This is a genomic window from Actinomadura sp. NPDC048955, assembly GCF_040649435.1.
GTDB lineage: Bacteria > Actinomycetota > Actinomycetes > Streptosporangiales > Streptosporangiaceae > Spirillospora > Spirillospora luteofluorescens.
In genome coordinates, this window is sequence record NZ_JBEZJI010000032.1 from 26,867 (window position 1) to 52,707 (window position 25,841).

23 protein-coding genes are annotated in these 25,841 nt (G+C 72.0%); 10 read left to right on the forward strand and 13 right to left on the reverse strand.

What is annotated here, in order from left to right; genetic code table 11:
- The first annotated feature begins 22 nt into the window (after window positions 1–22).
- The 3 genes from AB0C84_RS27150 to AB0C84_RS27160 all read left to right on the forward strand — a co-directional run bounded on the left by AB0C84_RS27150 (window position 23) and on the right by AB0C84_RS27160 (window position 3,350).
- Window positions 23–925: a LysR family transcriptional regulator gene (locus tag AB0C84_RS27150; RefSeq protein WP_361071746.1), complete on the forward strand. Its 903-nt coding sequence runs from the start codon at window positions 23–25 to the stop codon at window positions 923–925.
- A gap of 229 nt (window positions 926–1,154) precedes the next feature.
- Complete coding sequence (locus AB0C84_RS27155) at window positions 1,155–2,345, forward strand: alpha/beta fold hydrolase (RefSeq protein ID WP_361071749.1); 1,191 nt, start codon at window positions 1,155–1,157, stop codon at window positions 2,343–2,345.
- 57 nt (window positions 2,346–2,402) lie between these two features.
- Entirely contained in the window at window positions 2,403–3,350 is a 948-nt protein-coding gene (locus tag AB0C84_RS27160) for a hypothetical protein (RefSeq protein WP_361071752.1), read from the forward strand.
- A gap of 6 nt (window positions 3,351–3,356) precedes the next feature.
- On the opposite strand, the gene AB0C84_RS27165 is transcribed toward AB0C84_RS27160, so the two are convergent.
- From AB0C84_RS27165 to AB0C84_RS27175, 3 genes are all read right to left on the reverse strand, one after another.
- On the reverse strand, window positions 3,357–4,322 hold the full coding sequence (locus tag AB0C84_RS27165; protein ID WP_361071755.1) for a pirin family protein: 966 nt from the start codon (window positions 4,320–4,322) through the stop codon (window positions 3,357–3,359).
- A 383-nt stretch (window positions 4,323–4,705) separates the two neighbouring features.
- On the reverse strand, window positions 4,706–5,266 hold the full coding sequence (locus tag AB0C84_RS27170; RefSeq protein ID WP_361071758.1) for a carboxymuconolactone decarboxylase family protein: 561 nt from the start codon (window positions 5,264–5,266) through the stop codon (window positions 4,706–4,708).
- A 168-nt stretch (window positions 5,267–5,434) separates the two neighbouring features.
- On the reverse strand, window positions 5,435–5,746 hold the full coding sequence (locus AB0C84_RS27175) for a hypothetical protein (RefSeq protein WP_361071761.1): 312 nt from the start codon (window positions 5,744–5,746) through the stop codon (window positions 5,435–5,437).
- A gap of 103 nt (window positions 5,747–5,849) precedes the next feature.
- Here AB0C84_RS27175 and AB0C84_RS27180 point away from each other — a divergent pair, with 103 nt between their 5' ends.
- Complete coding sequence (locus AB0C84_RS27180; protein WP_361071764.1) at window positions 5,850–6,899, forward strand: biotin/lipoate A/B protein ligase family protein; 1,050 nt, start codon at window positions 5,850–5,852, stop codon at window positions 6,897–6,899.
- A 51-nt stretch (window positions 6,900–6,950) separates the two neighbouring features.
- On the opposite strand, the gene AB0C84_RS27185 is transcribed toward AB0C84_RS27180, so the two are convergent.
- The gene (locus AB0C84_RS27185) at window positions 6,951–8,372 is read right to left on the reverse strand and encodes an MFS transporter (protein WP_361071767.1); all 1,422 of its coding nucleotides are present in this window, start codon (window positions 8,370–8,372) and stop codon (window positions 6,951–6,953) included.
- 119 nt (window positions 8,373–8,491) lie between these two features.
- Between AB0C84_RS27185 and AB0C84_RS27190 the strand changes: the two genes are divergently transcribed.
- From AB0C84_RS27190 to AB0C84_RS27200, 3 genes are all read left to right on the forward strand, one after another.
- The gene (locus AB0C84_RS27190) at window positions 8,492–9,127 is read left to right on the forward strand and encodes a TetR/AcrR family transcriptional regulator (RefSeq protein ID WP_179847142.1); all 636 of its coding nucleotides are present in this window, start codon (window positions 8,492–8,494) and stop codon (window positions 9,125–9,127) included.
- Window positions 9,128–9,246: 119 nt separating this feature from the next.
- On the forward strand, window positions 9,247–10,767 hold the full coding sequence (locus tag AB0C84_RS27195) for a TerD family protein (protein ID WP_361071771.1): 1,521 nt from the start codon (window positions 9,247–9,249) through the stop codon (window positions 10,765–10,767).
- 95 nt (window positions 10,768–10,862) lie between these two features.
- Window positions 10,863–11,525 (forward strand): nitroreductase family protein, encoded by a 663-nt coding sequence (locus AB0C84_RS27200; RefSeq protein ID WP_361071774.1) that lies wholly within the window; start codon window positions 10,863–10,865, stop codon window positions 11,523–11,525.
- Window positions 11,526–11,541: 16 nt separating this feature from the next.
- On the opposite strand, the gene AB0C84_RS27205 is transcribed toward AB0C84_RS27200, so the two are convergent.
- Complete coding sequence (locus tag AB0C84_RS27205; protein WP_361071777.1) at window positions 11,542–12,174, reverse strand: endonuclease; 633 nt, start codon at window positions 12,172–12,174, stop codon at window positions 11,542–11,544.
- An 83-nt stretch (window positions 12,175–12,257) separates the two neighbouring features.
- Window positions 12,258–12,977 carry a ribonuclease HII gene (locus AB0C84_RS27210; RefSeq protein WP_361071915.1) on the reverse strand — a complete coding sequence of 240 codons (720 nt, stop codon included), beginning with the start codon at window positions 12,975–12,977 and terminating at the stop codon, window positions 12,258–12,260.
- A 290-nt stretch (window positions 12,978–13,267) separates the two neighbouring features.
- On the opposite strand from AB0C84_RS27210, the gene AB0C84_RS27215 reads away from it, so the two are divergent.
- The 3 genes from AB0C84_RS27215 (at window position 13,268) to AB0C84_RS27225 (ending at window position 17,735) form a co-directional block, all read left to right on the forward strand.
- Window positions 13,268–15,829, forward strand: a complete 2,562-nt coding sequence (locus tag AB0C84_RS27215) for an AAA family ATPase (RefSeq protein ID WP_361071782.1) — start codon at window positions 13,268–13,270, stop codon at window positions 15,827–15,829.
- Window positions 15,830–15,878: 49 nt separating this feature from the next.
- On the forward strand, window positions 15,879–16,964 hold the full coding sequence (locus AB0C84_RS27220) for a winged helix DNA-binding domain-containing protein (RefSeq protein WP_361071784.1): 1,086 nt from the start codon (window positions 15,879–15,881) through the stop codon (window positions 16,962–16,964).
- A gap of 75 nt (window positions 16,965–17,039) precedes the next feature.
- Window positions 17,040–17,735 carry a histidine phosphatase family protein gene (locus tag AB0C84_RS27225; RefSeq protein ID WP_361071787.1) on the forward strand — a complete coding sequence of 232 codons (696 nt, stop codon included), beginning with the start codon at window positions 17,040–17,042 and terminating at the stop codon, window positions 17,733–17,735.
- 8 nt (window positions 17,736–17,743) lie between these two features.
- On the opposite strand, the gene AB0C84_RS27230 is transcribed toward AB0C84_RS27225, so the two are convergent.
- The 7 genes from AB0C84_RS27230 to AB0C84_RS27260 all read right to left on the reverse strand — a co-directional run bounded on the left by AB0C84_RS27230 (window position 17,744) and on the right by AB0C84_RS27260 (window position 25,716).
- A complete protein-coding gene (locus AB0C84_RS27230) occupies window positions 17,744–18,592 on the reverse strand; it encodes a biotin-dependent carboxyltransferase family protein (protein WP_361071790.1) in 849 nt (282 codons plus the stop codon).
- A complete protein-coding gene (gene pxpB / locus AB0C84_RS27235; protein WP_361071793.1) occupies window positions 18,589–19,203 on the reverse strand; it encodes a 5-oxoprolinase subunit PxpB in 615 nt (204 codons plus the stop codon). Before pxpB ends, AB0C84_RS27230 begins: the two co-directional genes overlap by 4 nt.
- Window positions 19,200–19,952 (reverse strand): 5-oxoprolinase subunit PxpA, encoded by a 753-nt coding sequence (locus AB0C84_RS27240; protein WP_361071918.1) that lies wholly within the window; start codon window positions 19,950–19,952, stop codon window positions 19,200–19,202. Before AB0C84_RS27240 ends, pxpB begins: the two co-directional genes overlap by 4 nt.
- Window positions 19,953–19,992: 40 nt before the next feature.
- Entirely contained in the window at window positions 19,993–20,361 is a 369-nt protein-coding gene (locus tag AB0C84_RS27245; protein WP_258939253.1) for a hypothetical protein, read from the reverse strand.
- Window positions 20,358–22,388, reverse strand: a complete 2,031-nt coding sequence (locus tag AB0C84_RS27250) for an SseB family protein (RefSeq protein ID WP_361071796.1) — start codon at window positions 22,386–22,388, stop codon at window positions 20,358–20,360. The genes AB0C84_RS27245 and AB0C84_RS27250 overlap by 4 nt, the downstream gene beginning before the upstream one ends.
- 60 nt (window positions 22,389–22,448) lie before the next feature.
- A complete protein-coding gene (locus tag AB0C84_RS27255) occupies window positions 22,449–24,080 on the reverse strand; it encodes an SseB family protein (RefSeq protein WP_361071799.1) in 1,632 nt (543 codons plus the stop codon).
- 97 nt (window positions 24,081–24,177) lie between these two features.
- Window positions 24,178–25,716: a hypothetical protein gene (locus AB0C84_RS27260; protein ID WP_361071921.1), complete on the reverse strand. Its 1,539-nt coding sequence runs from the start codon at window positions 25,714–25,716 to the stop codon at window positions 24,178–24,180.
- Window positions 25,717–25,841: the final 125 nt, after the last annotated feature.

Below are 25,841 nucleotides of genomic sequence, written 5' to 3' on the forward strand. Positions count from 1 at the left end.
TCCGTGGTGAGAACATGAGCGCATGATGGGTTCTCGCCAGCTGGAGTACTTCAGGGCGGTGGCGCGTGAGCTGCACTTCACGCGTGCGGCGGAGACGCTGCAGATCGCTCAGCCAGCGCTGTCCCAGCAGATCCGCAAGCTGGAGCGGCAGCTCGGCATCACCCTGTTCGAGCGCAACAACCACAGGGTCGAGTTGACTCCGGCCGGGGCGGCGCTCCTGGAGCACGCCGAGCGGATCCTGTCCGACATCGCGGCGGTCGAGGACGAGATGCGCGGCTGGGCGGAGGGGACGCGGGGCCGGATCCGCCTCGGCGGGGCCCGCGGCCTGACGGCCCGGCTCGCGCGCCTGCTGGCGGAGTTCTCCGAGGAGTTCCCTGCGGTCGACGTGGAACTGCGGGAGATGAACACCGAGGAGATGGTCGCGGGCCTCGGCGGAGGACGCCTCGACGCGGCGACCGTCGTCCGGATGCCGCCGCAGGAGGAAGGGCGGCGGCTGGAGTCCCTCCCGCTCGGCGAGGAGCCGCTCGTCCTGATCACGTCGGTGTCGGCGCCCCTCGCAGGCAGGTACAGGGTGCCCGTCGCCGCGCTGGACGGTATCGCCCTGGTCTGCTACTCGCCGGGCTCGGTGATCCGCGAGATCGTCCTGTCCGCCTTGGCGGCCGCCGGCGCGACGGCGCGCATCCGGTTCGAGACGCGGGAGTACAGCACGGCCAGGGCCATGGCGAGCGTGGGACTGGCCGCGGCGGTCGTCCCCCGCTCGGTGGCCGAGGAGCCGGGCCAGCCGGTGAGCGTCGTCCGGCTCGACCCCGAACCGACCTGGGCGCCGTCCCTCGCCTGGCCCGCCGGACGTCGCCCGAGCCCCGCGCTGGCCGCGTTCATCGACTTCGCCGCCCGCCGTCCGGACCTCGCCTCGATCGGACCGTGACCGCCCGGCTCGCCGCGCAGGCCGAGATATCCGTGATGCCGGTTCCTGCGGGACGTGGGGGAGCGGTCAGCGCGGCCGACGCCGACGGCGGAATGGGGACCGCGAAGGTCGAGGAGGTAATAAGCAAAAGATATGACTGTGAGCTTCACTAGGTCTTAGACATCTTGCAGCTATCGGCACGAGCATGGAGGCGTCCACAGAACGTGGACTCTTTACTGAGGAGCAGGACATGAACCGTGGCGAGCGCGGGCGGCGCGAATACGAGGGATTGATGGGGCGTAGGGCCGAAGAGGCGCTCGGTGAGGTGCTCCGGACGTCCCCGCATATGTTCGAGGCCGTGGTGGAGGGGGCGTTCGGCGGGGCGCTGGCCCGGCCCGAACTGAGCCGCCGAGCGCGCGAACTCGCCTCCGTCGCCATCATCGCAGCGCTGGGAGGCGCGGAACGCCGTCTCGCCAGCCATGTGCGAGGAGCGTTGCGTCAGGGCATCGAGCCGTCCGAACTGCTGGCCCTGTGCGAGCACCTATCGGTCTACGCGGGCTTTCCTCGCGCGCTGGACGCGCTCGCCGTCGTCAACGGCGTTCTCGAAGAGCAGGGCCTTCCGAAGCCGCCGCTCATGCACCGCGTGGCGCTGGCCGACCACGAGACCGTCGTCGCGCAGAAGGGCGACCACGGACCGGCCGTGATCCTTTCGCACTCCCTGGGCGTGGACTGGCGCATGTGGGAGCCCGTCATGGAACGGCTGGCGAACGGCCGGCGGGTCTTCGCCTACGACTTCCGCGGACACGGCGGCGCCGCCGGGGCGCCCCGCCCGTTCACGATGGACGACCTCGCCGCGGACCTGCTCGGCGTCCTCGACGCCTTCGACGTGGACCGGGCGCACGTCGTCGGCCTGTCGATGGGTGGCGGCATCGCGCAGACCGTCGCCGTCCGCGCACCCGAACGCGTCGCCTCGCTGGCGTTGCTCGCCACCACCGACCACGCCTTCGACGCCTTCGAGGGCCGCGCCCGATCCGGCGAGGACGACGGCATGGAGGCGCAGATCGTCCCCACCCTGACGCGCTGGTTCACACCCGCCGCACTCGCCACCGACCCCTGGGGCGTCCGGTACGCGCGGGAACGCATCCGGCGCCTCGACTCCGCCGACTGGGCCGCGGCCTGGCGGGCCTTCAAGGGCTTGGACGTCCAGGGCAGGATCGCCGGGAAGGACTTCCCGACCCTGGTGCTCGCGGGCGAGGCGGACGCCTCGACGACCCCGGAGATCATGTCCGGCATCGCCGAGCGGATCCCGGGCTCGACCTACCGGGAGCTTCCCGGCACGCCGCACATGCAGACCCTCGAACGTCCCGACCTGGTCGCCGCGGCCCTCGACGACTTCCTTCCCGCCGATCGCCAGAGCCGGCGCCCTCCCCCGCGCGGGTGAGGCGGACGCCCCGCGCGGGGGAGGGGCGCCCGCCCCGGCGGACGGCACGCTTCGATCATGACGGGAATGCCCGGAGTGATCGGGACGAGATGGGCGGCGGCGCGACGGTTCGGCGGCTACGGCGCCGCCGCGTCGCTGTCGCTGTATCTGGCGGTCAAGGTCGTATGGATAGCGGCCGCGGTGCTCGGCCACGTCCCGGCGGATTTCGGCGGCGCGGACTGGATCGTGCTCAACGTGGTGACGGTCGGCATGTCCGCGACCGGGATCGCGCTGGGCCTCGTCCTGGCACGGGGCATGCGGTGGCGGATTCCAGCCGCGCCCCTGGTCTTCTTCACGTGGGTGGGCAGCGGCTTCCTGATACCCCTCATGCCGTACAGCCTGGTCAGCGCCGTCCTGGGCGGCGGTGGGGAGGACACCGGCGGAGACGCGGCACCGTCCTGGGAGCTGACCCTCATCGGCATCGGATTCACCGGCATGGCCATCGGTCTCGCCATCGCGCTGCCCATCTACATGCGGGAACGATGGCCGTCCGCCTTCGTGGGACGCCTCGCCGACCGCGGGAGAACCGCCGTCCGGCGCGCCCGCACGGCCGCCGTCCTCGCCGCCGTGCCGGCCGCGTTCTGGGCGCTCTGGTCGGCAGGCGCGGAACTCGGCCTCGCCCACCGCGACATGATCGACCTGAACGCCCGGCTTCTCCTGGGCGACTCGGCGCTCTGGGCGCTCCTCGGCGCCTGGAGCGTCCTGGCCGCGAGTTCCGCGCGTCCGAACGTGCCCGCCTGGCTACCGACGGCTCTCGGGTTCACCGCATCCGGCTCACTTTTCGCCTGGGGCGGCTGGAGGCTCGCGGTCGCCCTCCTGCGCCCCGGCGGCTACACGCCCGCCGAGCATCCGATCGCCGCGGTCGCCCTCAACGGCCTCGCCGCCGCAAGCGGCGTCCTGATGCTGAGCGCCCTTCTGACCTCCGTCCGCCCCTCCGAAGGACCGCCCCTGCAGAACGCGGCGTGAGGCCGGTCAGCGAGTCCGGCCCCTTGGCTTCAGGGGTGTCGCGGGCATGGCGGGCGCGGGGATGGGGGCGCCGTCGTAGCCGCTCACGGTGCCGAAACGGTCGCCTCCCATCCAGTCCTCCCGGGCGCGGGCTATCTCTTCTCCCGTCCGGGCGACGAAGTTCCACCACATGACGAGCTTCTCCTCGAACGGTTCACCGCCCAGAAGCACGAGCTCGCTCGCGCCGTCGCCCCTCAGGGGAAGTTCGCGGCGGCCGGATCCCAGGTAGAGCATCGACCCGGGGTCCAGGCGCCTGCCGTCGACCTCCGTGACGCCGGACATCGTGAGCGCCGCGTACTCGAAGTCCGGCTCCAGTGGCAGGCGCACGTCGGCGCCGTCCGCCAAGGCGATGTCCGCCCCGACGATGGGCGTGAAGACCGTGCCGGGCGAGGCGGCCCCGTCGAGTTCCCCGACGATCACGGTGGCGCTGAATCCCGGCCCTTCGACGACGGGCAGGTCGGCGTGATGCTCGAACGCCGGGTCGGTGTCCCTGTCCGAATCGGGCAGCGCCACCCAGAGCTGGGCCCCATGCAGGACGGGACCGTGCCCGCGCGGCGATTCCTCCGAGTGGGAGATGGCCCGTCCGGACGTCATCAGCCCGAGTTCCTTCGGCCGGACGGTCTGCAGGCTGCCCAGGCTGTCGCGGTGGAGCACCTCGCCGCCGTGCAGCCAGCTCACCGTCTGCAGGCCGATGTGCGGATGCGGCGGCACCTGCATGCCGGGCTCGTCGGCGATGTCGTCCGGCCCGTAGTGGTCGACGAAGCACCAGGCCCCGACCATCCGCCGCCCCAGGCTGGGCAGCAGCCGCCGGACGACCGTGCTCTCACCGAGCGGCACCCGCCGGGGCGGCAGCAGCTCATGCACCGGCCCTCCCGGAACGTCCTCCCGCCCCCCGCACTCGACCGGCTTCGGCTTGACGTCGAGATTGCTCACCCAGACCGCCCTCCCTGCAACACCCCCCATTCAACAACGCCCCCGAACAACCCCACCACCAGAGCCCCTCCCAACAACCCCCACACCCGAACGAGCTCGTCACCTCCACACCGACACGTGCCCCCGCTCGCAGGGCTGGCGTTGCGGTGTTGGGGGTGGTGTGGGGCTGGCCTGTCGGTCTGCCGGGTCTTGTGTCGATGGGGCGGTGGTCAACCGTCCCCGCCCGCAGGGCTCGGCGGCAGGACGTGGAGGCGCGTTTGGGTGGAGGTGGGAGGGCGGATTCGGGAGCTCGGCTAGCTCGGGTGGGTTTTTGGCTGGCACCCGCGCGATCTCTGGGGGTGTGGTCGGGTGCGTAGGTGGAGGCTGGGGCCGGCGGGCAGGGGTCAGGGGGTGGTAGGGGTGGGGAAGGTGGGGGCCCAAGGTTCGTTGCCGAGGTCCAGGGTGTTGATCAGTTGGCTGATGGTGCGGTACCAGCCGGCGAGCACCAGGAGTTCGAGTAGTTGCTCCTCGTCGTAGTGCTCGGCGAGGGCGGTCCAGGTTCGGTGGGAGATGCGGGCCGAGTCGTGGAGTTCGTCGGCCGCGCTCAGCAGGAGGCGCTCCTTGGGCGACCAGGGGGCGGCGTCGCCGGACACGGTCGCCTGGAGTTGCTCCCGGCTGAGCCCCGCGGCCTCGCCGAACGTCGCGGCGTGGACGCCCCACTCGTACTCGCAGCCGGCGCGGGCGCAGGTCCGGTCGATGATGATCTCGCGGTCCCGGGCGGGCAGGCGGCCGTGGGCGAGAAGGCCGGCGCCGAGCACGCGCATGCGGGACGCCAGCTCGGGGTTCCGGTGCAGGGTGCGGAACAGCACCAGCGGGTCGTGCGCGACGTCCGGCGGCATCCATCTGGCCAGCGCGGCGGCGATCTCGGGGGTGTACGGGGGATCGAGCGGCGGGATGCGCGGCACGGCGACCTCCAGGGTATGCTTCGATTTTCGAAGCATTCTGATGCTTCGGAAACAGAAACGCAAGGGAGGTGCTGTGTCAGCCGTGGGCCTCGTCGAGCGCCGCGGCCCAGCGGTCGGACCATCGCGACAACGGCAGGAGGGCCTCGCGGGAGTTGTGGCCCAGATCGGTCAGGGCGTACAGGTTCTCGGGGTCTGGTGGACGAGGCCCGCGTCGATCAGTAGTGGCCGGTCGAGCGGTCCTGCTCGGGGCCGTCGGACGGGCGCTCCTGCCAGGGCAGGGCCTTGGCGACGGAGGAGCCGGTGCCGCAGGACGCTGGAGGACATGTCGTCGCAGCGCTGCTGGAGGGTGCGGAAGCCGAGGGGCGCGTCCTGCAACTTCCAGACGATGCGCAGCGTCCAGCGGCGGCCGAAGAGGTCCAGTGCCGCCATGAGCGGGCGGCCCCCGGACGAGCCGCGTACCGGTCTTCCCGGTTTCGGCATGCCCCCTCCTGTGGCTCGGTAGCCGCAGCGGACGGCGGCCGTCGGACCGCTGTCCCGCACGCGGTGGAATCCGCCGGGAGGCCGCGGGGTTCAGATCTACGTGATGCACGGTGAGTACAAGGTCCCCGGCGGCAAGCTGGTCGTCGCCGATGTCGACGTCGTGGACGGGCTGCTGCGCGGCCCGAGGATCAGCGGCGACTTCTTCCTGGAGCCGGACGGCGCCCTCGAAACGATCAACGCGGCCCTGGACGGGCTGCCGGCCGGGCTGGACGCCCGGGCGATCGGGGCCCGCGTCCAGGCGGGCCTGCCGCGGGACACGGTGATGCTCGGCATCACCGCGGAGGCCGTGGGGATCGCGGTGCGGCGGGCCGTCGCGCGCGCGTCCGACTGGCGCGAGCACGACTGGCGGCTCATTCATGAGCCGCCGCAGGACCCCGCGCTGCACATGGCCCTCGACCAGGTGCTCGCAGAGGAGGTCGGCGCGGGACGGCGCCCGCCGACGCTGCGCGTGTGGGAGTGGGCGTCGCCGGCGGTGGTCATCGGCAGCTTCCAGTCGCTGCGCAACGAGGTCGACGCCGCGCGGGCCGAGCGCCACGGCGTGGACGTGGTCCGCCGGATCAGCGGCGGCGGCGCGATGTTCATCGAGCCGGGCAACACCATCACCTACTCGCTCTACGCGCCGGAGAGCCTGGTGGCGGGGATGTCCTTCGCCGAGAGCTACGCCTTCCTCGACGACTGGGTGCTGGGCGCGCTGGGCGAACTCGGCATCAGGGCCTGGTACCAGCCGCTGAACGACATCACCTCCGACCACGGCAAGATCGCCGGGGCCGCGCAGAAGCGGCTGGCCGCCGGCGCCGTGCTGCACCACGTGACCATGGCCTACGACATCGACGCGGACAAGATGCTGCAGGTGCTCCGCATCGGCCGGGAGAAGATCTCCGACAAGGGCATCGCCAGCGCGGTCAAGCGCGTGGACCCGCTCCGCCGCCAGACCGGCCTGCCCCGCGAAGAGATCATCGACCGCATGATCGCCCATTTCCGCGGCCGCTACGGCCTCTCCGACGACCGCGTGACCGAGGACGAGCGGCGCCTCGCCGACAAGTACGTGACCGACAAGTTCGCCACGCCCGCCTGGACCGCCCGGATTCCCTGACCCCACGCCGCCTCCTCTCTCTCGCTCGCCGTGGCCCACGCGTGCTGGTGGTCAGGCGGTCTGGGTGTGAGAGCAAGGCGCGGGTTCTGGAATGGGGTGTGGTGCGGGTCTGCCGGTCCGTTCTGGACGGGCTATGAGGCGCCAGGCTGCCAGGGCCGCGGTGAGGTAGGCGGCTCCGACCAGTGAGAACGCGATGGTCGCGGCGGTCGTCCAGTCGGTGGACGCGCCCAGGACGGCGCCGATGAGCGCGATGCCGATGAGCGTGCCTATCTGGCGGCCCGTGTTGAGGACGGAGCCGGCGACGTTGCCGTTTCCGGGGCCTGAGGCGTCGACCATGACCGCCGTCATGGCGGGAGAGACGATGCCGCCCGCGATGCCGGTCGCCGCCAGGGCCGCGGCGGTCGTCCAGTAGGGGCTGGACGGGGTGATCGTGGTCAGTGCGAACGAGGCCGCGGCCGCCGCGAGGAGGGAGACGGTCAGCAGGAGCCCGGTGTTGACGCGCCCGGACAGGTGCGCGAAGGCCAGGTTGCTCAAGGGGAGGAAGACGGTCATCGGGAGGACCATCAGACCCGCCCGGAGAGGGCCGGCGCCCGTGCCGTGCTGGAAGTACAGGCCGACCAGGAAAAGCGTGCCGAAGAAGGCGGCGTTGAACAGGAAGCCCACGGCGTTGGCGCCGGTGAAGCGCGGCCCGCGGAACAGCGCCCACGGCATCACGGTGGTGCGGGCGCGGTGCTCTCGCAGGGGAAGGAGGGCGGCGACACCCAGCACCACGGCGATCGCGGCGAGGACCGGGAGGGAGGTCCAGCCGCGGTGCGGCCCCTCGATCAGCGCGAAGCTCAGGGCGCCGAGCCCGGCGGCCAGTGCGGCGTGGCCGGGGAGGGCGAGCGGGGCGGGACGGCCCGGGACGGGGGCGATGTGGCGGCGGGCCAGGGCCATGCCCGCGATCGCGAGCGGCACGTTGAGCAGGAAGATGGCGCGCCAGCCGAGCGTGCTCACCAGGACGCCGCCGACCGTCGGGCCGAGCGCGATGGAGGACGACACGATCGCCGACCACAGGCCGAGCACGCGCGTGCGGCGCCGCGGGTCTGGGAACGCGTCGACCAGCAGCGCCAGCGAACTCGGCATGAACAGCGCCGCTCCCGCGCCCTGGACGAGCCGGGCCGCGATGAGGACCTCGATCGCGGGGGCGAGCGCGGCGGCCAGCGAGGCGGCGAGGAACACCGCCATGCCCGCCAGGTAGACCCGCCGGGCCCCGAGCCGCCCGGCGAGACCGCCCGCCAGCATCAGCAGGGCCGCGAAAGTCAGCACATAGCCGTCGACGGCCCAGGTGAGGCGGCTCAGCGGAGCGTGCAGGCGCTCCTGGACGGTCGCCCCGGCGATCTGCATGACCGTGGCGTCCACGCTCGCCATCACGAAGCCCGCGGCGAGCGCGGTGATCTTCATGGCGGGGGAGCCGCCGTGTCCGGATGCCATGTTCGGTCCCTTCGTCAAGCGGACGGGCCGCGTCCGCTTCGGGGACGCTAGCGCAACCGGACGCGAGCTGTCCACTTAAATCGGACCGAAGTCGTCCGGTTGTGGCTAGAATCCGGTTCATGAGCGGGACCAGGAGCGCCGTGGACCGGCTGCTGGACGACGGCACGGGCCGCCGCCCGCGGGCCGACGCCCGGCGCAACGTGGAGCGTCTCGTCGTGGCGGCGCGCGAGGCCGCCGTCGAGATCGGCGGCGAGGTCACGGCCCACGAGATCGCGCGCCGCGCCGGGGTGGGCGTCGGCACGTTCTACCGCCGCGTCAGCACGCTGGAGACGCTGCTCGAAGCCGTGCTCGCCGAGGTGCTCGGCGAGATCGTGGCCAAGGGCGACGAGGGGCTCGCCGCTCCCGACCCCTGGGAGGGCTTCTGCGACTTCGCGGCGTCCTACACCCGGCTTCGCAACGAACTGTGCGACATCAACTACGCGCTGGGCGGTGGCATCGACCACGCGCGCGCGGAACTGCGCGAGCGCATCCGCCTTCTCGTGGAGCGGGCTCAGGGCGCCGGTGCCATGCGCGTGGACATCACGTGGCAGGACGTCGCGTTCCTGCTGGTGTCGGTCTCCACAGGCGACCACACGGTGGGCCTTCAGGCGAGTGACCAGCAGTGGGACCGCAATCTGCGCATCGTCCTGGACGGCCTGCGCACGCCCGAGCCCGCGCCGCTGCCAGGTGCGCCGCCCACAGACTCGTCCGGCTGAGGACGCGCGAGCGAAACGGAACTCCCTGCGTCCTCCGTGCGTCCTCCCCTCATGGCATGTCGCGGGGCCGGGCGGCTGCCCGTAGGTTGGTGACAGTCGGTCGATGACGAGGAGCGTTCATGTCGATGCAGAAGGGCGCCAACACGGCGGTTCCGGTTCCTTCGGTGCGGGTCGAGCTCGGCTGGCAGGGCGGCCCCGGGGTACCCGACGCGGACGCCTCGGCGCTCCTGGTGGCGGAGACCGGCCGGGTCCGGTCGGACGACGACTTCGTCTTCTACAACCAGCCGGTGCACGGTTCGGGCGCGGTCAGGCACGAGGGCAAGCAGCAGGGGCCGACCGTCCTCGACGTCCTGGCGGTCGACCTGAACCGGGTCGAGCCCGCCATCGACAAGATTGTCATCGCGGCGTCCTCGGACGGTGGGAAGTTCTCCCAGTTCCGGGGGCTCTACGTGCGCGTGGTGGACGCCGCGGCCGGGACGGAGGTCGCCCGGTTCGAGAGCCAGGGCGCCACCACCGAGACGGCGTACGTGCTCGGCGAGCTCTACCGCAGGCAGGGCGCGTGGAAGTTCCGCGCGATCGGCCAGGGCTACGACTCCGGGCTCGCCGGGCTGGCCACCGACTTCGGTATCAGCGTCGACGACCCGGGCCAGGCGGCGCCGCCCGCGCCCCCGCAGCCTCAGGCCACGCCGCCCGCGCCTCCGCAGCCGCAGGCCCCGCCCCCGCCTCCCGCGCAGGAGCAGTACGCGCCTCCCGGCGGCCAGTACACGCCTCCGCCGCCGCCCCCTGGAGGGCAGTACGCGCCCCCGCCGCCGCCTCCCGGCGGCCAGTACGCGCCCCCTCCCGGGCAGTATCCGCCCCCGCCCGGGCAGTACACGCCTCCGCCGCCTCCTGGCCAGTACCAGCCTCCGGCGGACCAGTACGCCCCTCCGGCCGGCCAGTACCCGCCGCCTCCTGCCGGGCAGTACGCGCCCCCGCCTCCGGCCGGGGCCACCCCGCCTCAGCAGCAGGGCGGCAAGATCTCCCTGACGAAGAACGCGCCGTCGGTGTCGCTCACCAAGCACGGAGCGACCGGCGGCCACATGCGCGTCAACCTCAACTGGACGGCGCGCGAGGGCGCCGCCAAGGGGCTCCTCGGCAAGCGCCGCCGCGGCGTCGACCTCGACCTCGACCTGTGCTGCCTGTGGGAGCTCAAGGACGGCCGGAAGGGCATCATCCACGCTCTCGGCGACATGGGCGCGTTGGACCGCCCGCCCTTCATCAAGCTCGACAAGGACGACCGCACGGGCGCGATCGAGTCGGGGGAGAACCTCCACATCAACCTCGACCACACGGCGGACTTCAAGCGGATCCTGGTGTTCGCCGAGATCTATGACGGCGCGGACGACTTCCGGGGCATGAACGCGGTCGCCACGCTGTACCCGGTGGGCGCGCCGCCGATCGAGATGCACATGAACGACTGCATGGACGCCTCCCGCGACGCGGTCCTGGCGCTCATCGAGAACGTGAACGGGGAACTGGTCGTCCGCCGTGAGGGCCGGTACGTCATGCCGCCGCCCGGCCGTCCTCGCTGGGGCAAGATGACGGTCGACCAGGCGTACGGCTGGAATCTGGAGTGGGTCGCCTCGCGCGGTAAGGACTGAGCACCGGGCGACGCTCGGAGTGCCTGAACGGGCCCGGAACGTTGGCTGATCCTGCCGATTGTCCCGGGCCCGTGGCCGACGGTAGGAACGGTCACATGAGCACCCAGCCGCAGTACCCCGTCGTGCCGGCGCCTCGTTTCGACGTCCCGCCAGAGCAGTCGGTGGAGCGCGTCCAGGCTTTCGCGGACACGATGACGCTGCGCCGCACCGTTCGGGACTTCTCGGACCGTCCGGTGCCGCGCGAGGTCATCGAGCACGCGATCCGGGCCGCGGCGACGGCGCCCAGCGGCGCGAACCTTCAGCCGTGGCGTTTCGTGGTGGTGACCGACCCGGAGCGCAAGAGACTGCTCAGGGACGCGGCCGAGCGGGAGGAGCGGGATTTCTACGAACGGCGCGCCTCGCAGGAGTGGCTGGATGCGCTGGCTCCGCTGGGCACTGACTGGCGCAAACCCTTTCTTGAGGACGCCCCGGCGGTCATCATCGTCTTCGAGGTGCACAAGGGCCCTGAGACTCCGCGTCCGTACTACGTGAAGGAGTCGGTGGGTATCGCGGTGGGGTTTCTGTTGGCAGGACTCCATCAGGCGGGCTTGGCGACCCTTACGCACACCCCGAGCCCGATGCGCTTCTTGAACGAGGTGTGCGAACGTCCGCAGGAGGAACGCGCCTACGTCGTGATTCCCGTCGGCTACCCAGCGGACGACGCGATGGTGCCCGACATCACCCGCAAGAAGGTGGACGAGGTCGTCGTCTGGACGTGACGTGTGCGCGCCGCGCTCACGCGGCCTTCAGATGGTCGGCGAACTTCTTGTCCCGGGCGACTCTGACGAGCGCCGCGGTGAGCCGTGCCAGGTCCTTCTCCGGGACCTGCGAAGCGAGGTTCTCGGCATCGCTGGGCAGGCCGAGCCGCTCGGCTCCCTTCTTCACCTGGTCGTCGACGTAGGGGCGGAGCCACGGCCAGATGGCCTGCGCCTCGCGGCAGAAGATGTCCACTCCGGTGGGGCCGATGCCGGGGAACTCCCGCAGCAGCTTCGCCGCCTTCTGAGGGTCGCGTCCGGCTTCGATGGCGAGCCGCCTCAGGTCGCCCTTGTACCTGTCCTCGACGAGTTCCGCCACATCGCCCAGGCGGGACGCGGTGCTCTCGTCGTAGCGGACGTAGTGGCCCCGGCCGAGCGCGTCGACGCGTTCCTGCCAGGTGAGCCTGGCCATGCCGCGCGCCGTGCCGCCCCCTGCCTCGAACAGTTCGCGGGCGGCGGCGAGGGCGATGTCCGAGGAGATGCGGGCGCTCAGCAGGTTCGCCAGGACGAGCAGTTTGAACAGTGCGCCGGGCTGGTCTTTGAGGGTTATGCCGGCCTCCTCGGCGAACGTCCCGCCGGACTCCCGCAGCAGCTTCTTGACGACGGCATCCATGGCATTCACCTCCCGTGTCTGCCGCTCTACCCGAGCCATCGGGGATGACTCATGCACGCGCGCGAGGCAGGCTCACAGGGGGTTCACAGCAGGCTGAGCTGTCCTTCACCGGCGAGTGGGTCGCGGTGCTTCTTCATGTGCCGCCAGCGTGGGAGGTCGTCAAGGTATGACCACGACAGCCTGTGGTGCGGGGTGGGCCCCTGCTCCTCCAATGCCTTCTGATGGACGGGCGAGGGGTATCCGGCACTGGCGGCGAACCCGTAGCCGGGGAAATCGTCGCCCAGATCTGCCATGAGGCGGTCCCGATGGACCTTCGCCAAGACGGACGCGGCAGCGACGGTGACGGACCTCTGGTCCGCCTTGACCTCGCACCGGACGCGCCAGGGACGGCTGAGGAAATCGTGCTTGCCGTCGAGGATGACCACATCTGGCTGGACGGGCAGCGCCTCCAACGCGCGGACGGCGGCGCGCCTGAGCGCCGCGGTCATGCCCAGCTCGTCGATCTCTTCGGGGCTGGACGCGCCGATGCCGTGCCCGGCCAGCCAGCCGGGAAGGATTTCTGCGAACGCGTCACGATGCGCATGCGTGAGGAGCTTGGAGTCGGTCAACGCGATCGTCTTCTTGCCGCGGCCGGGCAGGACCGGCGGCGGGCTCAGGTCCGTCACGGCCGCGCACACCACGACGGGGCCGGCCCATGCACCGCGCCCGACCTCGTCCACTCCCGCGATCACGACCGGGTGGCCGCTCCCGGACGGCGCGGCCCGCAGCTCCTCCTCGATCTCGTAGCCCGCGGCACGCGCCACCCTCGGGGCGGCGGGAGAGGGCACCAGCCCGGGGAAGGCACCGGTGGAGTCGGTCAAGGGGTCTCCTTAGAGCGCGAACGGCCTGCGCGACCGATCGTAGGGGCGCGTCGTGCCGCGCGCTCGGAGGCGGCGGTTCCCAGCCGAGCCGAACATCCACTTCTGGACAGGACAAATGTCCAGGTCTTCGGTGGGGCCTGGGCTCTGCTTCGCACCAGGCAGGCTCGATGTAAGTCAACGAACAGGGCGCGGGTAGTCCCGTTCCGGGCGGTCCTGCGCTTTACTCGCTCTTGATGGCTTTGTTCGGCAGGTCTCGCTCCCGCCCGGCGAAGAACGCCGCGGCGCGGGATCTTTTCGAGCGCCTGAGATGGCGCTACTTCCAGGTCACCCCCGGGCTGAGGTTCTTGGGGGCGGTCCTGCTCGTCGCGCTCGTGCTGGTGGCGACGGTTCTTCTGGACGGGCCGATCCTCGGAGCGGCCGCGTTCACGGTGATTCTGCTGGTCGTCGTCCACCTGACATTGCGCTCGCCCACAGGCATGGCCGTCGTCGCGGTCATCCTGGCCTGGCTGGGCCTATCGGTGCCTCTGGGCGGGCTCTACCCGGACGAAGGAAACCCGCCCTATCTGAACCCGTCACTGCTTCTCGCACTGCTCGCCTTGCCCGTCGCATTCGTTGCCTTCCGTCTGCGTGGTTATGCGCCGTGGCGTACGACGCTCCTGGGATTGGCCGCCGCGGGTGTAGCGACGGCGGCGTGCTCTCATCCGCTGCCGGAGGCCAGTGTTATGCCGGGCTGGCTGGCGGCACTGGCGGTTCTCGCCTACCGCTGGGACCGGGCAAGGCGAGCCGTTCCTGCGGAGGCTTATGAAACGGGTTGGGTGCAGGAACAGGCGAGCCCGAAGGGGGACGCCATGGCAGGGACGCGTAAGAACTCGTCTGGCCCGGAAAAGCGTGAACGGACGGACAAGCCGAGCCGGCCAGACCGGCGCGGTTCTGGAGAGGACGGAGCCGTCGGCACTGCCGCGCAGGCGGCCCACGACCAGCGCGCCGCGGCGCAGGCCGCCGATCCCGGAGCCGCCCCGGAGCGCCAGGCGCCGCCCGAGCGCCGCACCGAGGCACCGGACATCTCCGTGGCGGACGCGCTCGCGGAACTGGAGCACATGATCGGGCTGGAGCCGGTCAAGCGGCAGGTCCGCTCCATCGCCGCGTCCATCGAGGCCGCGCACATGCGCGCCGCCGCCGGGGTGCCCACCGAGAAGCCCATGCGGCATTTCGTGTTCGTCGGGCCGTCCGGCACGGGCAAGACCACCGTCGCCCGCGTGCTGGCCAAGATTTTCTACGCGTTCGGGCTGCTGCCCGAACCCGCCCTGGTCGAGGCCCACCGCGCGGATCTCGTCGGTGAGTTTCTGGGGGCGACGGCCATCAAGACCAACCGGCTCGTCGACTCGGCCTTGGGCGGTGTCCTTTTCATCGACGAGGCGTACAGCCTGGTCAACTCGGCGGAGGGGCAACCCGACCGGTTCGGCGACGAGGCCGTCCAGACGTTGCTCAAACGGGCCGAGGACGACCGCGACAACCTCGTCATCATCCTGGCCGGGTACGAGACCCAGATGGCGGAGTTCCTCGACTCCAACCCTGGGCTCGCCTCCCGGTTCGGCACGCGCGTGCTCTTCCCGTCCTACCGCCCCTCAGAGCTGTTGCAGATCGCCGATTACCACACCGCCCTGCGCGATGACCGGCTCGACGTGGAGGCCCGCCAACGGCTCGCCGCGCGCTTCGAAGAGGTCGAGCGGCGCGGCATCGTCGACGACCTCGGCAACGGCCGGTTCGTCAGGTCGCTGGCCGAGGCGGCGGCTCGCGCGCGGGACGTGCGCGTGGTCGAAGCCGTCTCGTCGTCGGGCGCACCGGCCAGGCCCACCGCCGAAGACCTGGTCACCGTGCGCGCCGAGGACGTGGAGGCCGCCTTCGCCGAGGTCACCGAGCGGTTCCGCGGCTACGCCGAGACACCGACCCTGGACGAGGCGCTCGGCTCCCTCGACGCGATGATCGGGCTGGAGCCGGTGAAGCGGCAGGTCCGCGAGATCGCCGCCCAGTTGCAGGTGGCCCGGATGCGGCAGGAGCAGGGCCTGGTCACCCGCACTCCGACCCGCCATTTCGTGTTCACGGGACCGCCGGGCACCGGCAAGACCACCGTCGCGCGGGTCCTTGGCAGCATCTTCGCCGCGTTCGGGCTGCTCGCGCGCCCAGAGGTGGTCGAGGCCCAGCGCGCCGACCTCGTCGGCGAGCACCTGGGCGCGACGGCGTTGAAGACGAACAAGATCGTGGACTCCGCACTCGGGGGCGTCCTGTTCGTCGACGAGGCGTACGCGCTGAGCAACTCCGGTTACTCGGGCGGTGACGCGTTCGGGGCGGAGGCGGTGCAGACGCTGCTCAAGCGGGCCGAAGACGACCGCGACCGCCTTGTCGTCATCCTGGCCGGATACGACGCCGACATGACCCGGTTCCTGGCCTCCAACCCTGGGCTCGCCTCCCGGTTCGACGTGCGCGTGGACTTCCCGTCCTACGGCCCGGACGAACTGCTCCGCATCGCCCAGCTCATGGCCGAGCAAGGCGGCGACCAGTGGGAGGAGCGCGCCCTGGACGACCTGGCCCTCGTGTTCCAGCGCGCATGCGGAACGGGCCGGATCGACGAGTTGGGCAACGGCCGCTTCGCCCGCTCCATGTACGAGAAGGCGAGCGCGTGCCGGGCGCTTCGAGCGGCCCGGCTCGGATCCGCGGCGACCGCCGCCGACCTGACGCTCCTCACCACCGACGACGTCCGGGACGCCTTCGCCGAACTGTCCCACCGTCTCGCCTGACGGGGCGACCGCGGTCCGGAGTGTCGGTGAGCTGCGATGTAATCGGGCCATGGCCTCGGTGACGTGGAAGCAGGTCCTTGCCTGGCGGATGCGGCGGCAGTTCGTCGAGCAGGCGGGGGACGTGTCCGCCCTGGAGATCGCGCGGAGACTGGCAGGCGTGCAGGCGCAGGTGGCGTCCGCCGCCGAGTTCGCCATCGCGGTACGCCGGCGGGCGCCCGTCTCCGGCGAGGTGACACGGGCCCTGCTGGACGAACGGACGCTCGTCAAGACATGGGCCGCGCGCGGCACCCTGCACCTCCTGCCCGCCGACGAGGCTGCCGCCCACCTCATGCTGTGCTCGTCCATCCGCAACTGGGAGAAGGGGGCCTGGCAGAGGACCTTCGGTGCCACCCCCGCCGACCTCGAAGCGATCGCCGCCGCCGCCGACGGAGCGCTGTCGGAGGGCGCGGCGCTCACCCGCGAGGAGCTCACCCGGGCCGTCGTGGACGAGACGGGTTCGCGGCATCTGGCCGAGGTGCTCGGGTCCGGTTGGGGCACGCTGCTCAAGCCGCTGGCCTGGTGGGGAGTGCTCTGCTACGGGCCGCCCCAGGGCACCAAAGTCACTTTCACCTCACCGGCGCGATGGCTCCCGGGCTGGACGGGCCTGCCCTCCATGGAGGACGCCGCCCGCACCGTGATCCGCGCTTATCTGGGCGCCCACGGGCCCGCGACCCCTGACATGTTCGACAACTGGCTGATGCGTAAGCAGAGCAAGAAGAAAGACGTCAGGGCCTGGTTCGCGGCCGCCGAGGAAGGGTTGGCCACCGTTGAGGTCGAAGGCGTCCCCATGTACGTCCTGGAAGAGCACAGGGACGAACTCCTCGATACCGCGCCCACCACGTCCGTCCGGCTGCTCGGTGGGTTCGACCAGTACATCCTTGGTGCCGGGACGGGCTCGACTTACCTGGTGAACCCCGAGCACAAGAATCAGGTGAGCCGGGCAGCGGGATGGATTTCTCCAGTAGTCCTGTATGAAGGGCGGGTCGCAGGCGTCTGGGAAGCCGCAGACGACGACGTGACCGTGACTCCGTTCGTGGACATCCCCGCCGCGCCCCTCAAGGAGGAACTGGACCGTCTGGCCCCGTTGCTTGGCTGACCCACATCCCGCCAAGAGCGAGACGACCGAACCCCACTGATATCCAGTTCGGATCGGTCGTCTAGGGTGCCCAGCGTGGACGAGCGGGATGAGTCGACCGAGTATCGGCAGACGCCGTACAAGGCGCCGGACGGCGCCACCGAAGTCCTTCTCATCAGGCATGGCGCTTCCGCACCGGCACGGCCTGACCGGCCTTTCCCGCTGGTGGACGGCCACGGCGACCCCGAACTCGCGCCCGAAGGACGGGATCAGGCCGAGCGGGTCGGCGAGCGGCTCGCGGACGAGCCCTTGGACGCCATCTACGTGACGCCTCTACGCCGCACGTCGCAGACTGCGGCGCCGCTGGCCCGCCGCCTAGGTCTGGAGCCGCGGGTCGAGCCGGGCCTGCGCGAGGTCCACCTCGGTGAGTGGGAGGGCGGCCTCTTCCGCAAGATGGTCGCCGAGAACGATCCGGTGGCGCAGCGGATGTTCGCGGAGGAACGCTGGGACGTCATCCCGGGGGCGGAGAAGAACGAGACTTTCGCAGCGCGCGTCGAGGAGGGGCTCGTCCGGCTTGCGGCGGCCCACGCGGGTGGCCGGATCGCCGTGTTCACCCACGGCGGGGTGATCGCCCAGGCCCTCGCGGCCGCCACGGGCTCCAGGCCGTTCGCGTTCCTCGGCGCGGACAACGGCTCGATCTCACGGCTGGTGAGGCTCGGTGGCCTGTCGTCGCTTCGTGGCTTCAACGATGTCTCCCACCTGGGCTGGTCCGTTCCCGCGCCGCTTACCTGAACGCCGGGCTACACCCGGAAGCGGAGCTTCTGCCCGGGGCGCAACTGGGCGGCCTCGGCCACGGCGGCCGAGGCGAGCACGGCGACCACCGGATAGCCGCCGGTGGTCGGATGGTCGGCCAGGAAGATGATGGGCAGCCCGCTGGGCGGCACCTGGAGAGAACCGATGACCACGCCCTCGCTGCTGAGTTCGCCGTCGCGCGCACGCACGAGGGGCGGACCGTTCAGTCGCACGCCCACGCGGTTGCTGTCCGGCGTCACCTCGTAGGGCGTGGACGTGAGCGTGGCCAGCGCGTCGTGGGCGAACCAGTCGTCACGCGGTCCGGGCAGGATTTGCAGGATCGGGGTCTCCGGCATGGCCGCCACAGGCACCACGTCCACGTTGATGTGCCGGAGCCCCGCGGCAGAGCCGATCGGCAGACGGTCGCCCGGCGCGAGCGGCGCCGGCCCGAGGCCGGACAGTAGGTCGGTCGACCGGCTGCCCAGCACTTCGTCAACGGCGATACCGCCTCGCACGGCGACGTAGCTGCGAAGCCCAGACGTGGGCGTGTCCAGTTCGACGACGGCACCGGACGCCACGGAGCAGGGCGCGTTCATCCCGTGAGGGCGACCGTCGATGCGCATCATCACCGGAGCGCCGGTCACCGCGATCCAGGCGCGCACGTGGAAGCGCAGGGCAGCCCCACCGAAGGTGACCTCCACGCCCGCCGCGCCTTCCGGATTGCCCACGAGGCGGTTGGCCAGCCGGAACGCCCGCTGGTCCGCGGCACCGGACCGGGGGACGCCGAGATGAGCGCGACCGGGCCTGCCGAGATCCTGGACGGTCGCCAGCGGCCCGGGCCGCACGACCTCGATCAAGAACGCTCCTCGGGGACGAACCGGACCCGCGTCCCCGGCCGGAGCAGGGACGGCGGATCGCGCGACACGTCCCACAGCGGCAGGCGGCTGCGGCCGAGGAGCCGCCAGCCGCCCGGCGACCGGGACGGGTACACGGCCGCGTACGGGCCCGCCACCGCCACCGAACCGGCCGGGACGGCCTTCCTCGGTGATGCGCGCCGTGCCACGTGCAGTGCCGGGTCCAGCCCGGTCAGGTAGCCGAAGCCGGGGGAGAAACCGAGGTAGGCGACCGTGTACGAGCCCGCGGAGTGCCGCCGGACGACCTCCGCGCGCGTCAGCCCGGTCAGGGAGGCGACCTCGTCGAGATCCTCGCCGTCGTAGACGACGGGTATCTCCAACGGCTCGGCGTCGCTCACCGTGTCGTCGGCCAGGGGCAGACGCGGGAGGAGCGCGGCCAGGCGGTTCAGGTCGGCGGAGTGGTCCGCCACCACCAGGACGGTCCGCTCCCCAGGGACGACGTCCAAGACACCGGGTAGCGGGACGTTCCTGAGGGCGGCGTTCATCCGGTGGGCGGTCGCTAGATCCCCGGTCTCCACGAGCAAGGCGGTGTCACCGACCCGCCGCACCTTCACGCGAACGGTTCCAGGGTGACGCCCGCTTCGGACAGCGCGGACCGGACGGACCTGGCGAGTACCACCGCGCCCGGGGTATCGCCATGCACGCAGATGGAACGGGCCTTCAACGCGACCTCGGTGCCGTCCACGGCGACGACGGTGCCGTCCACCGCCATCCGCACCGCGCGCTGCACGACCGTATCGGGGTCGTGGACGACCGCCCCCTGCTCGCGGCGAGACACGAGCGCGCCGGACGGCGTGTAGGCGCGGTCGGCGAAGCACTCGGCGACGACGGTGAGCCCGTCGGCGACGTCGTGCACCGCGGAGGCCGGAAGCGTGAGCAAGGGAAGCGACGGGTCGTACGCCCGCACCGCGTCGGCCACGGCACGCGCCTGGACGGGGTCACGCGCGACCCTGTTGTACAGGGCGCCGTGCGGCTTCACGTACGCCACGCGTCCGCCTTCCGTGCGCGCGATGCCGTCCAGCGCCGCGAGTTGGTACAGGACCTCCGCGGTCAGTTCCGGGGCGGCCACTTCCATTTCCCGCCGGCCGAAACCGGCGAGGTCCCAGTAGGAGACCTGCGCGCCGATCGTCACGCCGCGTTCGACGGCCGCCGCGCACACCCTCCGCATGATGAGCGGATCGCCCGCGTGGAACCCGCACGCCACGTTCGCGCTCGTGATGACGTCGAGCAGCGCCGAGTCGTCGCCCAGCTTCCAGACCCCGAACCCCTCGCCGAGGTCGGCGTTGATGTCGATGACCGTCATGGCCCGACCCGTCATGCCCCGCCACCACCGTTCCCCGTGCTCAGACGGTCTCCTCGCGCAGATCCTCGACCTCGTGCCGGGACGCCCACGCCTGGTACACGCCCCGGTCGAACGGCTCCAGGCCGAGCTGTTCGGCCACCGGGGCCTTGCCGCCGCTGTACTCCACGCGCAGCCAGCCCTCGTGCTCGCCGAGGACCACGAACGGCTCGCCGCGCCACGTGCAGTGTGTGGTCACGTACTGGAGACGGTCGACGTCCGCCAGGGGCACCACCTGGACGTACCGGTCCGGGGAGACCTGCAGGAACCCGTCCGCGTGCCGTGAGGCGTAGAGGCGCACCTTGTCGCCGTCCGGGCTCGCCTCGTACTCGGCGTCCCGCCAGCCCGCGTAGTAGCCGTGCCGGATGCTCACCCCTGGCCTCCCGGCAGTTTCACGAGCCACCTGCGCAGATCGGCGTCGTAACCCGCCACGAGGGACTCCCTGCCCTGCGCGTCGAGCCGGTACATCTCGGCCCCGTGCGGCAGGCGCTGGCTCTCGATCTTGAACTCGGGGATCGCGGGCCCGTCGCCCGGCGCGTACCCCGATCCCGGGAACGGCGCCTTCTCGATCACCCATCCGTCCGGGATGATCCCCATGCTCCACTCGTCGATGCCGCCCAGCGGGCGGCGGAACAGGGCGGGCTTCACGGCCGGCCAGCGGATCACGAAGATCTGCTCGTCCGCCGGAGCGAACGGAGACCCCTCGTACACCAGCCCGAGCGTCCGGATCAGCGCGGCGGGACTTCTCAGCTCCTGGACGTCCTGGAGCCGGTGCACGTATCCGGCGACCAGGTCGTAGCCGCCTTCGAGATAGTGCTGTACATGCTCGGGCCGCACGGCCTTCTGCATCACCACGATCTGGGATGGGTCCGCGGGCCCCTGCGCCCGGGGCGGCATGCCCCGCGCCCCTGACGGGGCCCGGGCTCCGCGTTCGACGATGCTGGGCGTTCTCTCTGCCCGGGTCTGTGTCTCCGCAGGCGCGGGCTGCGCGGCTGCGGCCGGGACGCTCTGCCTCCGGGTGTCCGTGCTTGGACGCCTGGGGTCTGTTCGCGGTTGCCTGGTGTCGGCGCGTGCCCGCTCCCGCTGGCCGTAGAGCGGCGCTACGGGGAGCCCCTGCGGGTCGCTCGGCGTCTCCCGGGCCACCGACGGTTCCTTCGCGGCCGGTCTTTCCCGCGGGATCGGCGTCTCCCTGGTCACCGGGGCCTGCCCGGCGGCGGGGACCTCGGGACGGCGCGGCGGAGCCGGGGGCGCCTGGGCGGGAGCCGGGGGCGCCTGGGGCGGAGCCGGCCGCCGCGGGGCCGGCGTGCGGACCTCGGGCGCGGGCGGGCCGTCCGGCGGCGCTGTGCTCGCGTGTGAGGGCGCCGGCGGCGCGGAGGGTGCCTCGGCCCGGGGGCGCGCCGGTTCCGGGCGCTGAGGCGGCCTGGGGGCCTGGCGGCCGCCCGGGGTGGCGCGGCCCTCAGGGCGGGACGCGGAACCGCGCGCCGGGGGCCGGCGCGACGACGGGCCGGCCACGTGGACGTCGGTCGGCACCGGCGGCGTGGGCGTCCGGGGCTCCTCGGGTTCGAGCAGCGCGTTGGCGTCCAGATAGCACGCACTCGGCAGGCCTGGGTTCACGGCGAGCTGCCATTCCGGGTGAGGCCAGCGCCGCGACAGCTCCGCCAGCGAGGCCTGCCGGTGGTGGACCGCCTGCCCCTGGAGGGAGCGGTCCATGGCCTCGGGGGACGTGAACGCGAGCACGAACGTGCCGTCGCCGAACTGGGCCGTGGCGAACTGGTGGTCGCCGCCCTCCGGATCGCCGGGCGAGGGCAGGTACAGCGTCGCGCGCGCCAGGAGCTCCAGGTAGCCGTGCTGGTCACCGCGCTCGCGGGCCTCGGTGAGGGCCGCCTCCAGGGTCGATCCGGACGGGCGCGCCGGACGCGCTGACGCCTGTGCGGGACGCTCGTCCTCAGGGACGGCGAGCGCGATGCCGAGACCGGGCAGGGCCAAGGGCCCGCCGTCGGGCCCGGCCTTGCTCGCCTGGTAGACGAGTTCGAGCGGGGACTCGATGCCGTAGACGTCTCGGAACGCGCCCATCATCTGCCCGGCGAGCAGGGCGCACGCCTCCAGCAGCTCCGAGGAGGCGCGGCCGCCGCGTTCGCGGAAAGTGAGCCTGTCCCACCAGTTCTTGCGCTCCTCCTCGTCTGGCGGCTCCCAGCCGAGCGCTCTCAGCCGCCGCTCCTGCCGCGACGCGAGGGGGCGGGGCAGGAATGCGCTGCCGACGGCCTCCGCGTCGAGCGTCCCTTCGGAGCGCATCGCCTGGACGTAGGGCAGGCCGCTCGGACCTTGCAGGATGAGGAACGACGTGACCGGCAGCCGTGAAAGCTCCAGTGTCAGCCGTCTGGCGAAGTCGTTCCAGTCCACTGGGGATCCACTTTCACGTGCGGGGCGGGATTCCGTACTCGACGGTAGCCGAAGGCTGCGTCACTCGGTCCAGGGAGACGGAACAGCGTCGGCCCGCACCGGTGTCCAGATGCCGCCGATGGCGTCGTAGACGGCGACCGGTGCGTGCTCGCCCTCGCCCGCCGAGCGCCACAGGCGCGTGCCGTGCGGGGGGCGCAGCGGAACGCCGGCGGGGCGCGGCCCAGGAGCGGGCGCCTGACGCGCCGGCCGGTCAGGCGGACCGTCGGCCGGTCGGGTGTCGGCCCGTGGCGAGTCGGCGAGCGGTGAGCCGGCCCGTGGTGGGTCGGCCCGTGGTGGGTCAATCGGCGATGGGTCGGCCGGCGGGTCGTCGGTCGGTGCGCCGAGCGGCGCCGCCGCCGGCTCCGGGGCCTTGGGCGGGGCACCGGCTTCGAGGGCCGCCCTCAGGTCGGCCGCCGTGTACGGGTCGATCGCCGTGTGGGAGTCGTCGTAAGGGCCGTCAGCCGCCTCACCCGGCGGCATTCCGCCCGGAGCCGCCCCGCTTGGAGCCGCCCCGCCTGGGGCTGGCATGCCGTGGGCCGAACCGTTGACCGGGGGAGTCGAGCCGCCTGCGACGGGGTTCGGCCCAGCGAGCGCGTTCGGGTCGACCGTTCCGTACGGGTTGGGCTCGTTCGGCAGAGGGTCGTACTGGAGGGGATCGGGCACCCCGCCTCTGCCGCCCTGCAACCGGCCGATGACGGACGAGTCCAGTAGCACTTCGCTGGGCAGCCCCCAGTTGATGGCCAGGCGCCACGCGGGGTCGGGCCAGCCGGCGGCCAGCCGGGCGAACGAGGTGCGCCGATACAGGCCGGGGTGCCGGTCACCGGTGCGCGCCAGTGCCCCGGGCGAGGTGAACACCGTGACATAGGTGCCGCTGCCGATGGTGATGGTGGGGAACTCGGCCCGGTCAGGGTCTTCCACCGCGGAGGCGGTCGCCGGCAGGACCAGGTCGGCGTTCTCCAGAAGCTTGAAGTAGGTGGTGTTGTCGCCGTTCGCCTTGGCTTCGGCGAGACGCGGTTCGAGCAGTTCCGCGTCCATGCCGGGCAGCGCCTGCTCCGGCAGCGGCAGCCGCGTCCCCGCCGGGGGAGGGCCGGCAGGCAAAGGGTCTGCGCCGGACAGGGGGTCTGGGCCGGACAGAGGGTCGGCGACGGAACGGACGCCTCCGGACGACGCGCGGCGCTTGTTCACCCGTGACGGGTCGGCCACCTCGATCCCGAAGTCGAGCAGTTCGATGAGGCCGGACCCGTGACGGTGGAACGACTCGTACACGAGATCGGACGGGCGCCGGACGCCCTGGACGTCCCGGAGCGCCGTGACCATCACGTCGGCCAGGCGCGAGAAGTCTGCTTCGGTCACGCTCAGCATCCCGCCGGGCATGCCCGCCTCCGGCAGTTCCGTCCACCAGTTGCGCGGCGCGGGGTCGGCGGGCGGGCGCCAGCCCGACTCGCTCATGACCTCTTCGTCGGCCAGGGTGAGCAGCAGGGGCCCTTCGAGGAAGTTGTTGCTGACGGCCTCGGCGTAGAGCCGGTCGGGCTCGCGCATGGCCTGAACGTAGTGACGGCTCTCGTCGCGTTCGCGCACGATCAGGATCGTGTCCCGTTCGAGCCCCGCCAGCTCACGTCCCAGCCGCCGGGCGAACTCGGACCACTCCAACAAGATCACTCCCTACGACCAGGGGCCGGTGCCGACCCCCGCGAGACCGCGCCCGGGATCCGATGATTGTCGCCGGGAGCGCGACGCGCAAACCGGGAGTTCAGTCGGGCGGAGGTTCGTGACGAAGCACACGCAGCGCCTCCCGGAGGGCCCCCGGATCGTCCCCCCAGAGGTCGAGGACGTCGATGAGCCTGTGCAGGATCTCATGGCGTTCGTACCCGACGTCCAGCAGCGACTGGGCGGTGTCCCACAGGTGCGGCGGCTCACCGTCCCACAGCATGGCCGCGAGCCGCATGTGCGCGTCGAGGTGCTCCTCGTCGCCGCCGGGGTGCTCGAACTCCACCAGGACGCGGCGGTCGCCGGGGTCGGCCGGGTCGAGCTCCGACAGGTCGACGAGGCCGTGCCCGTCCGCGCGCCGGTGCGTGCCCGACAGGAACGGCAGGGCGAACGCGCGGCGGGGGAGGGCCTCCAGGTCGCCGTCGGGCAGCAGCCGGTCGACCAGAGCCCTGTCGAGGCCGAAGGCGGCCGGGTCGCGGTAGGCCGCGGAGAACTTCGCGGTGGCGTCCCAGAGGGCGTCCAGGGTCGCCCTGACGCCCTCCTCCGGCAGCCCCGTCCGCCGGCCGGCCCAGCGGACCCACGCGGCCAGCACGTGAGGGACGGCCTCCTGTTCCGACGGGGAGAGCAGGACCTTGCGCGGCAGCCAGTCGAGCAGGAACAACTCGCACTTGATCGGGCTGACCCGCAGCGGCCGCCCGAAGTCGTGCGCGCAGCCGTAGTCGATGATCCGGTCCACGCACCGGATCGCCGCGGAGATGTCCGACAGCTCGCCCGCCTCGTCCGAGGCGAGGAACCGCGTCGCGATCGTGGCGCGCCTGTCGCGCCCGTACACCGGAGGCTGGGGGAGGCGACCGCCCGGCGGGAGGATGTCCACACGTGCGCGAACGAACGCGTGGTAGGAGCCGAAGTTCTCGTTCACCGGCGGGCCGTCTGTCTCGTCGGTGAGATCCAGGGCGCTCTGCAGCAACGCTTTGGTGTCGCGCGGGTCGAGCTCTTCGAACCGCATCAGTGGGTTGTCACGGCCTTCGCGGCGGCAGTGGTCGAGGAGCCGGTCCACCCTGGAGGAGACCCATGCGTCCCGGACCATCCCGCTCGCCGGCGTCCGCACCGAAGGCGCGGCGGACGCGAACGGGCCGCTGTGGGTCTGGACGGCCCCGGCCCTGTTGCGGTCGACCAGGATGACCAGGGCATGCCTTTCGGTGCCCCCGTAGGTGTAGGTGCAGATGACGGAGTCTTGGTCGCCGTAGACGTCACGGGACGCGAAGCACGCCTCGGGCTCGACCATGCCGACGCGGTCGGCCCAGCCGGGCCTGGCGACGCCGTCGCTCATCAGCTGCAGTGCCGCGCGCTCCGCCTTGGCGGCCTGCCGCGGGGTGCCCATGTAGGCGATCCCGGTGAGCAGCGCCAGCGCCGCCGGCGTGGCGGCGGCCGTGGCGTAGCCGACCAGGGCCTCGCCTATGACCTCTTCCACGTCGCCGTCCGGAATGCGCTGCCCCCACCAGGAGCCGAGGATCTCGCTGACGATGAGCTCCGCGTCCAGGGGACTGCGCACCGCCAGCAGCTCGCGGGCGTGCTGGAGCATTCCGTCGAAAATCGCCGAGACCTCGTCCGGGGGGTTCGGTCCGTCCCGGGCCGGGTCCCCGGAGGAGCGGCTGCGGCTGCGGGGACTCACCCCACTAGCCTCTCAGATCCGGCGCGGACGGTGGC

Bases quoted from the DNA above. Each gene is read 5' to 3' on its own strand.
- AB0C84_RS27150 (WP_361071746.1), top strand. From the start codon at position 23: ATGATGGGTTCTCGCCAGCTGGAGTACTTCAGGGCGGTGGCGCGTGAG.
- AB0C84_RS27155 (WP_361071749.1), top strand. From the start codon at position 1,155: ATGAACCGTGGCGAGCGCGGGCGGCGCGAATACGAGGGATTGATGGGG.
- AB0C84_RS27160 (WP_361071752.1), top strand. From the start codon at position 2,403: ATGACGGGAATGCCCGGAGTGATCGGGACGAGATGGGCGGCGGCGCGA.
- AB0C84_RS27175 (WP_361071761.1), bottom strand. From the start codon at position 5,746: ATGCCGAAACCGGGAAGACCGGTACGCGGCTCGTCCGGGGGCCGCCCG.
- AB0C84_RS27180 (WP_361071764.1), top strand. From the start codon at position 5,850: ATGCACGGTGAGTACAAGGTCCCCGGCGGCAAGCTGGTCGTCGCCGAT.
- AB0C84_RS27185 (WP_361071767.1), bottom strand. From the start codon at position 8,372: ATGGCATCCGGACACGGCGGCTCCCCCGCCATGAAGATCACCGCGCTC.
- AB0C84_RS27190 (WP_179847142.1), top strand. From the start codon at position 8,492: ATGAGCGGGACCAGGAGCGCCGTGGACCGGCTGCTGGACGACGGCACG.
- AB0C84_RS27195 (WP_361071771.1), top strand. From the start codon at position 9,247: ATGTCGATGCAGAAGGGCGCCAACACGGCGGTTCCGGTTCCTTCGGTG.
- AB0C84_RS27200 (WP_361071774.1), top strand. From the start codon at position 10,863: ATGAGCACCCAGCCGCAGTACCCCGTCGTGCCGGCGCCTCGTTTCGAC.
- AB0C84_RS27205 (WP_361071777.1), bottom strand. From the start codon at position 12,174: ATGGATGCCGTCGTCAAGAAGCTGCTGCGGGAGTCCGGCGGGACGTTC.
- AB0C84_RS27215 (WP_361071782.1), top strand. From the start codon at position 13,268: ATGGCTTTGTTCGGCAGGTCTCGCTCCCGCCCGGCGAAGAACGCCGCG.
- AB0C84_RS27220 (WP_361071784.1), top strand. From the start codon at position 15,879: ATGGCCTCGGTGACGTGGAAGCAGGTCCTTGCCTGGCGGATGCGGCGG.
- AB0C84_RS27240 (WP_361071918.1), bottom strand. From the start codon at position 19,952: ATGACGGTCATCGACATCAACGCCGACCTCGGCGAGGGGTTCGGGGTC.
- AB0C84_RS27260 (WP_361071921.1), bottom strand. From the start codon at position 25,716: ATGCTCCAGCACGCCCGCGAGCTGCTGGCGGTGCGCAGTCCCCTGGAC.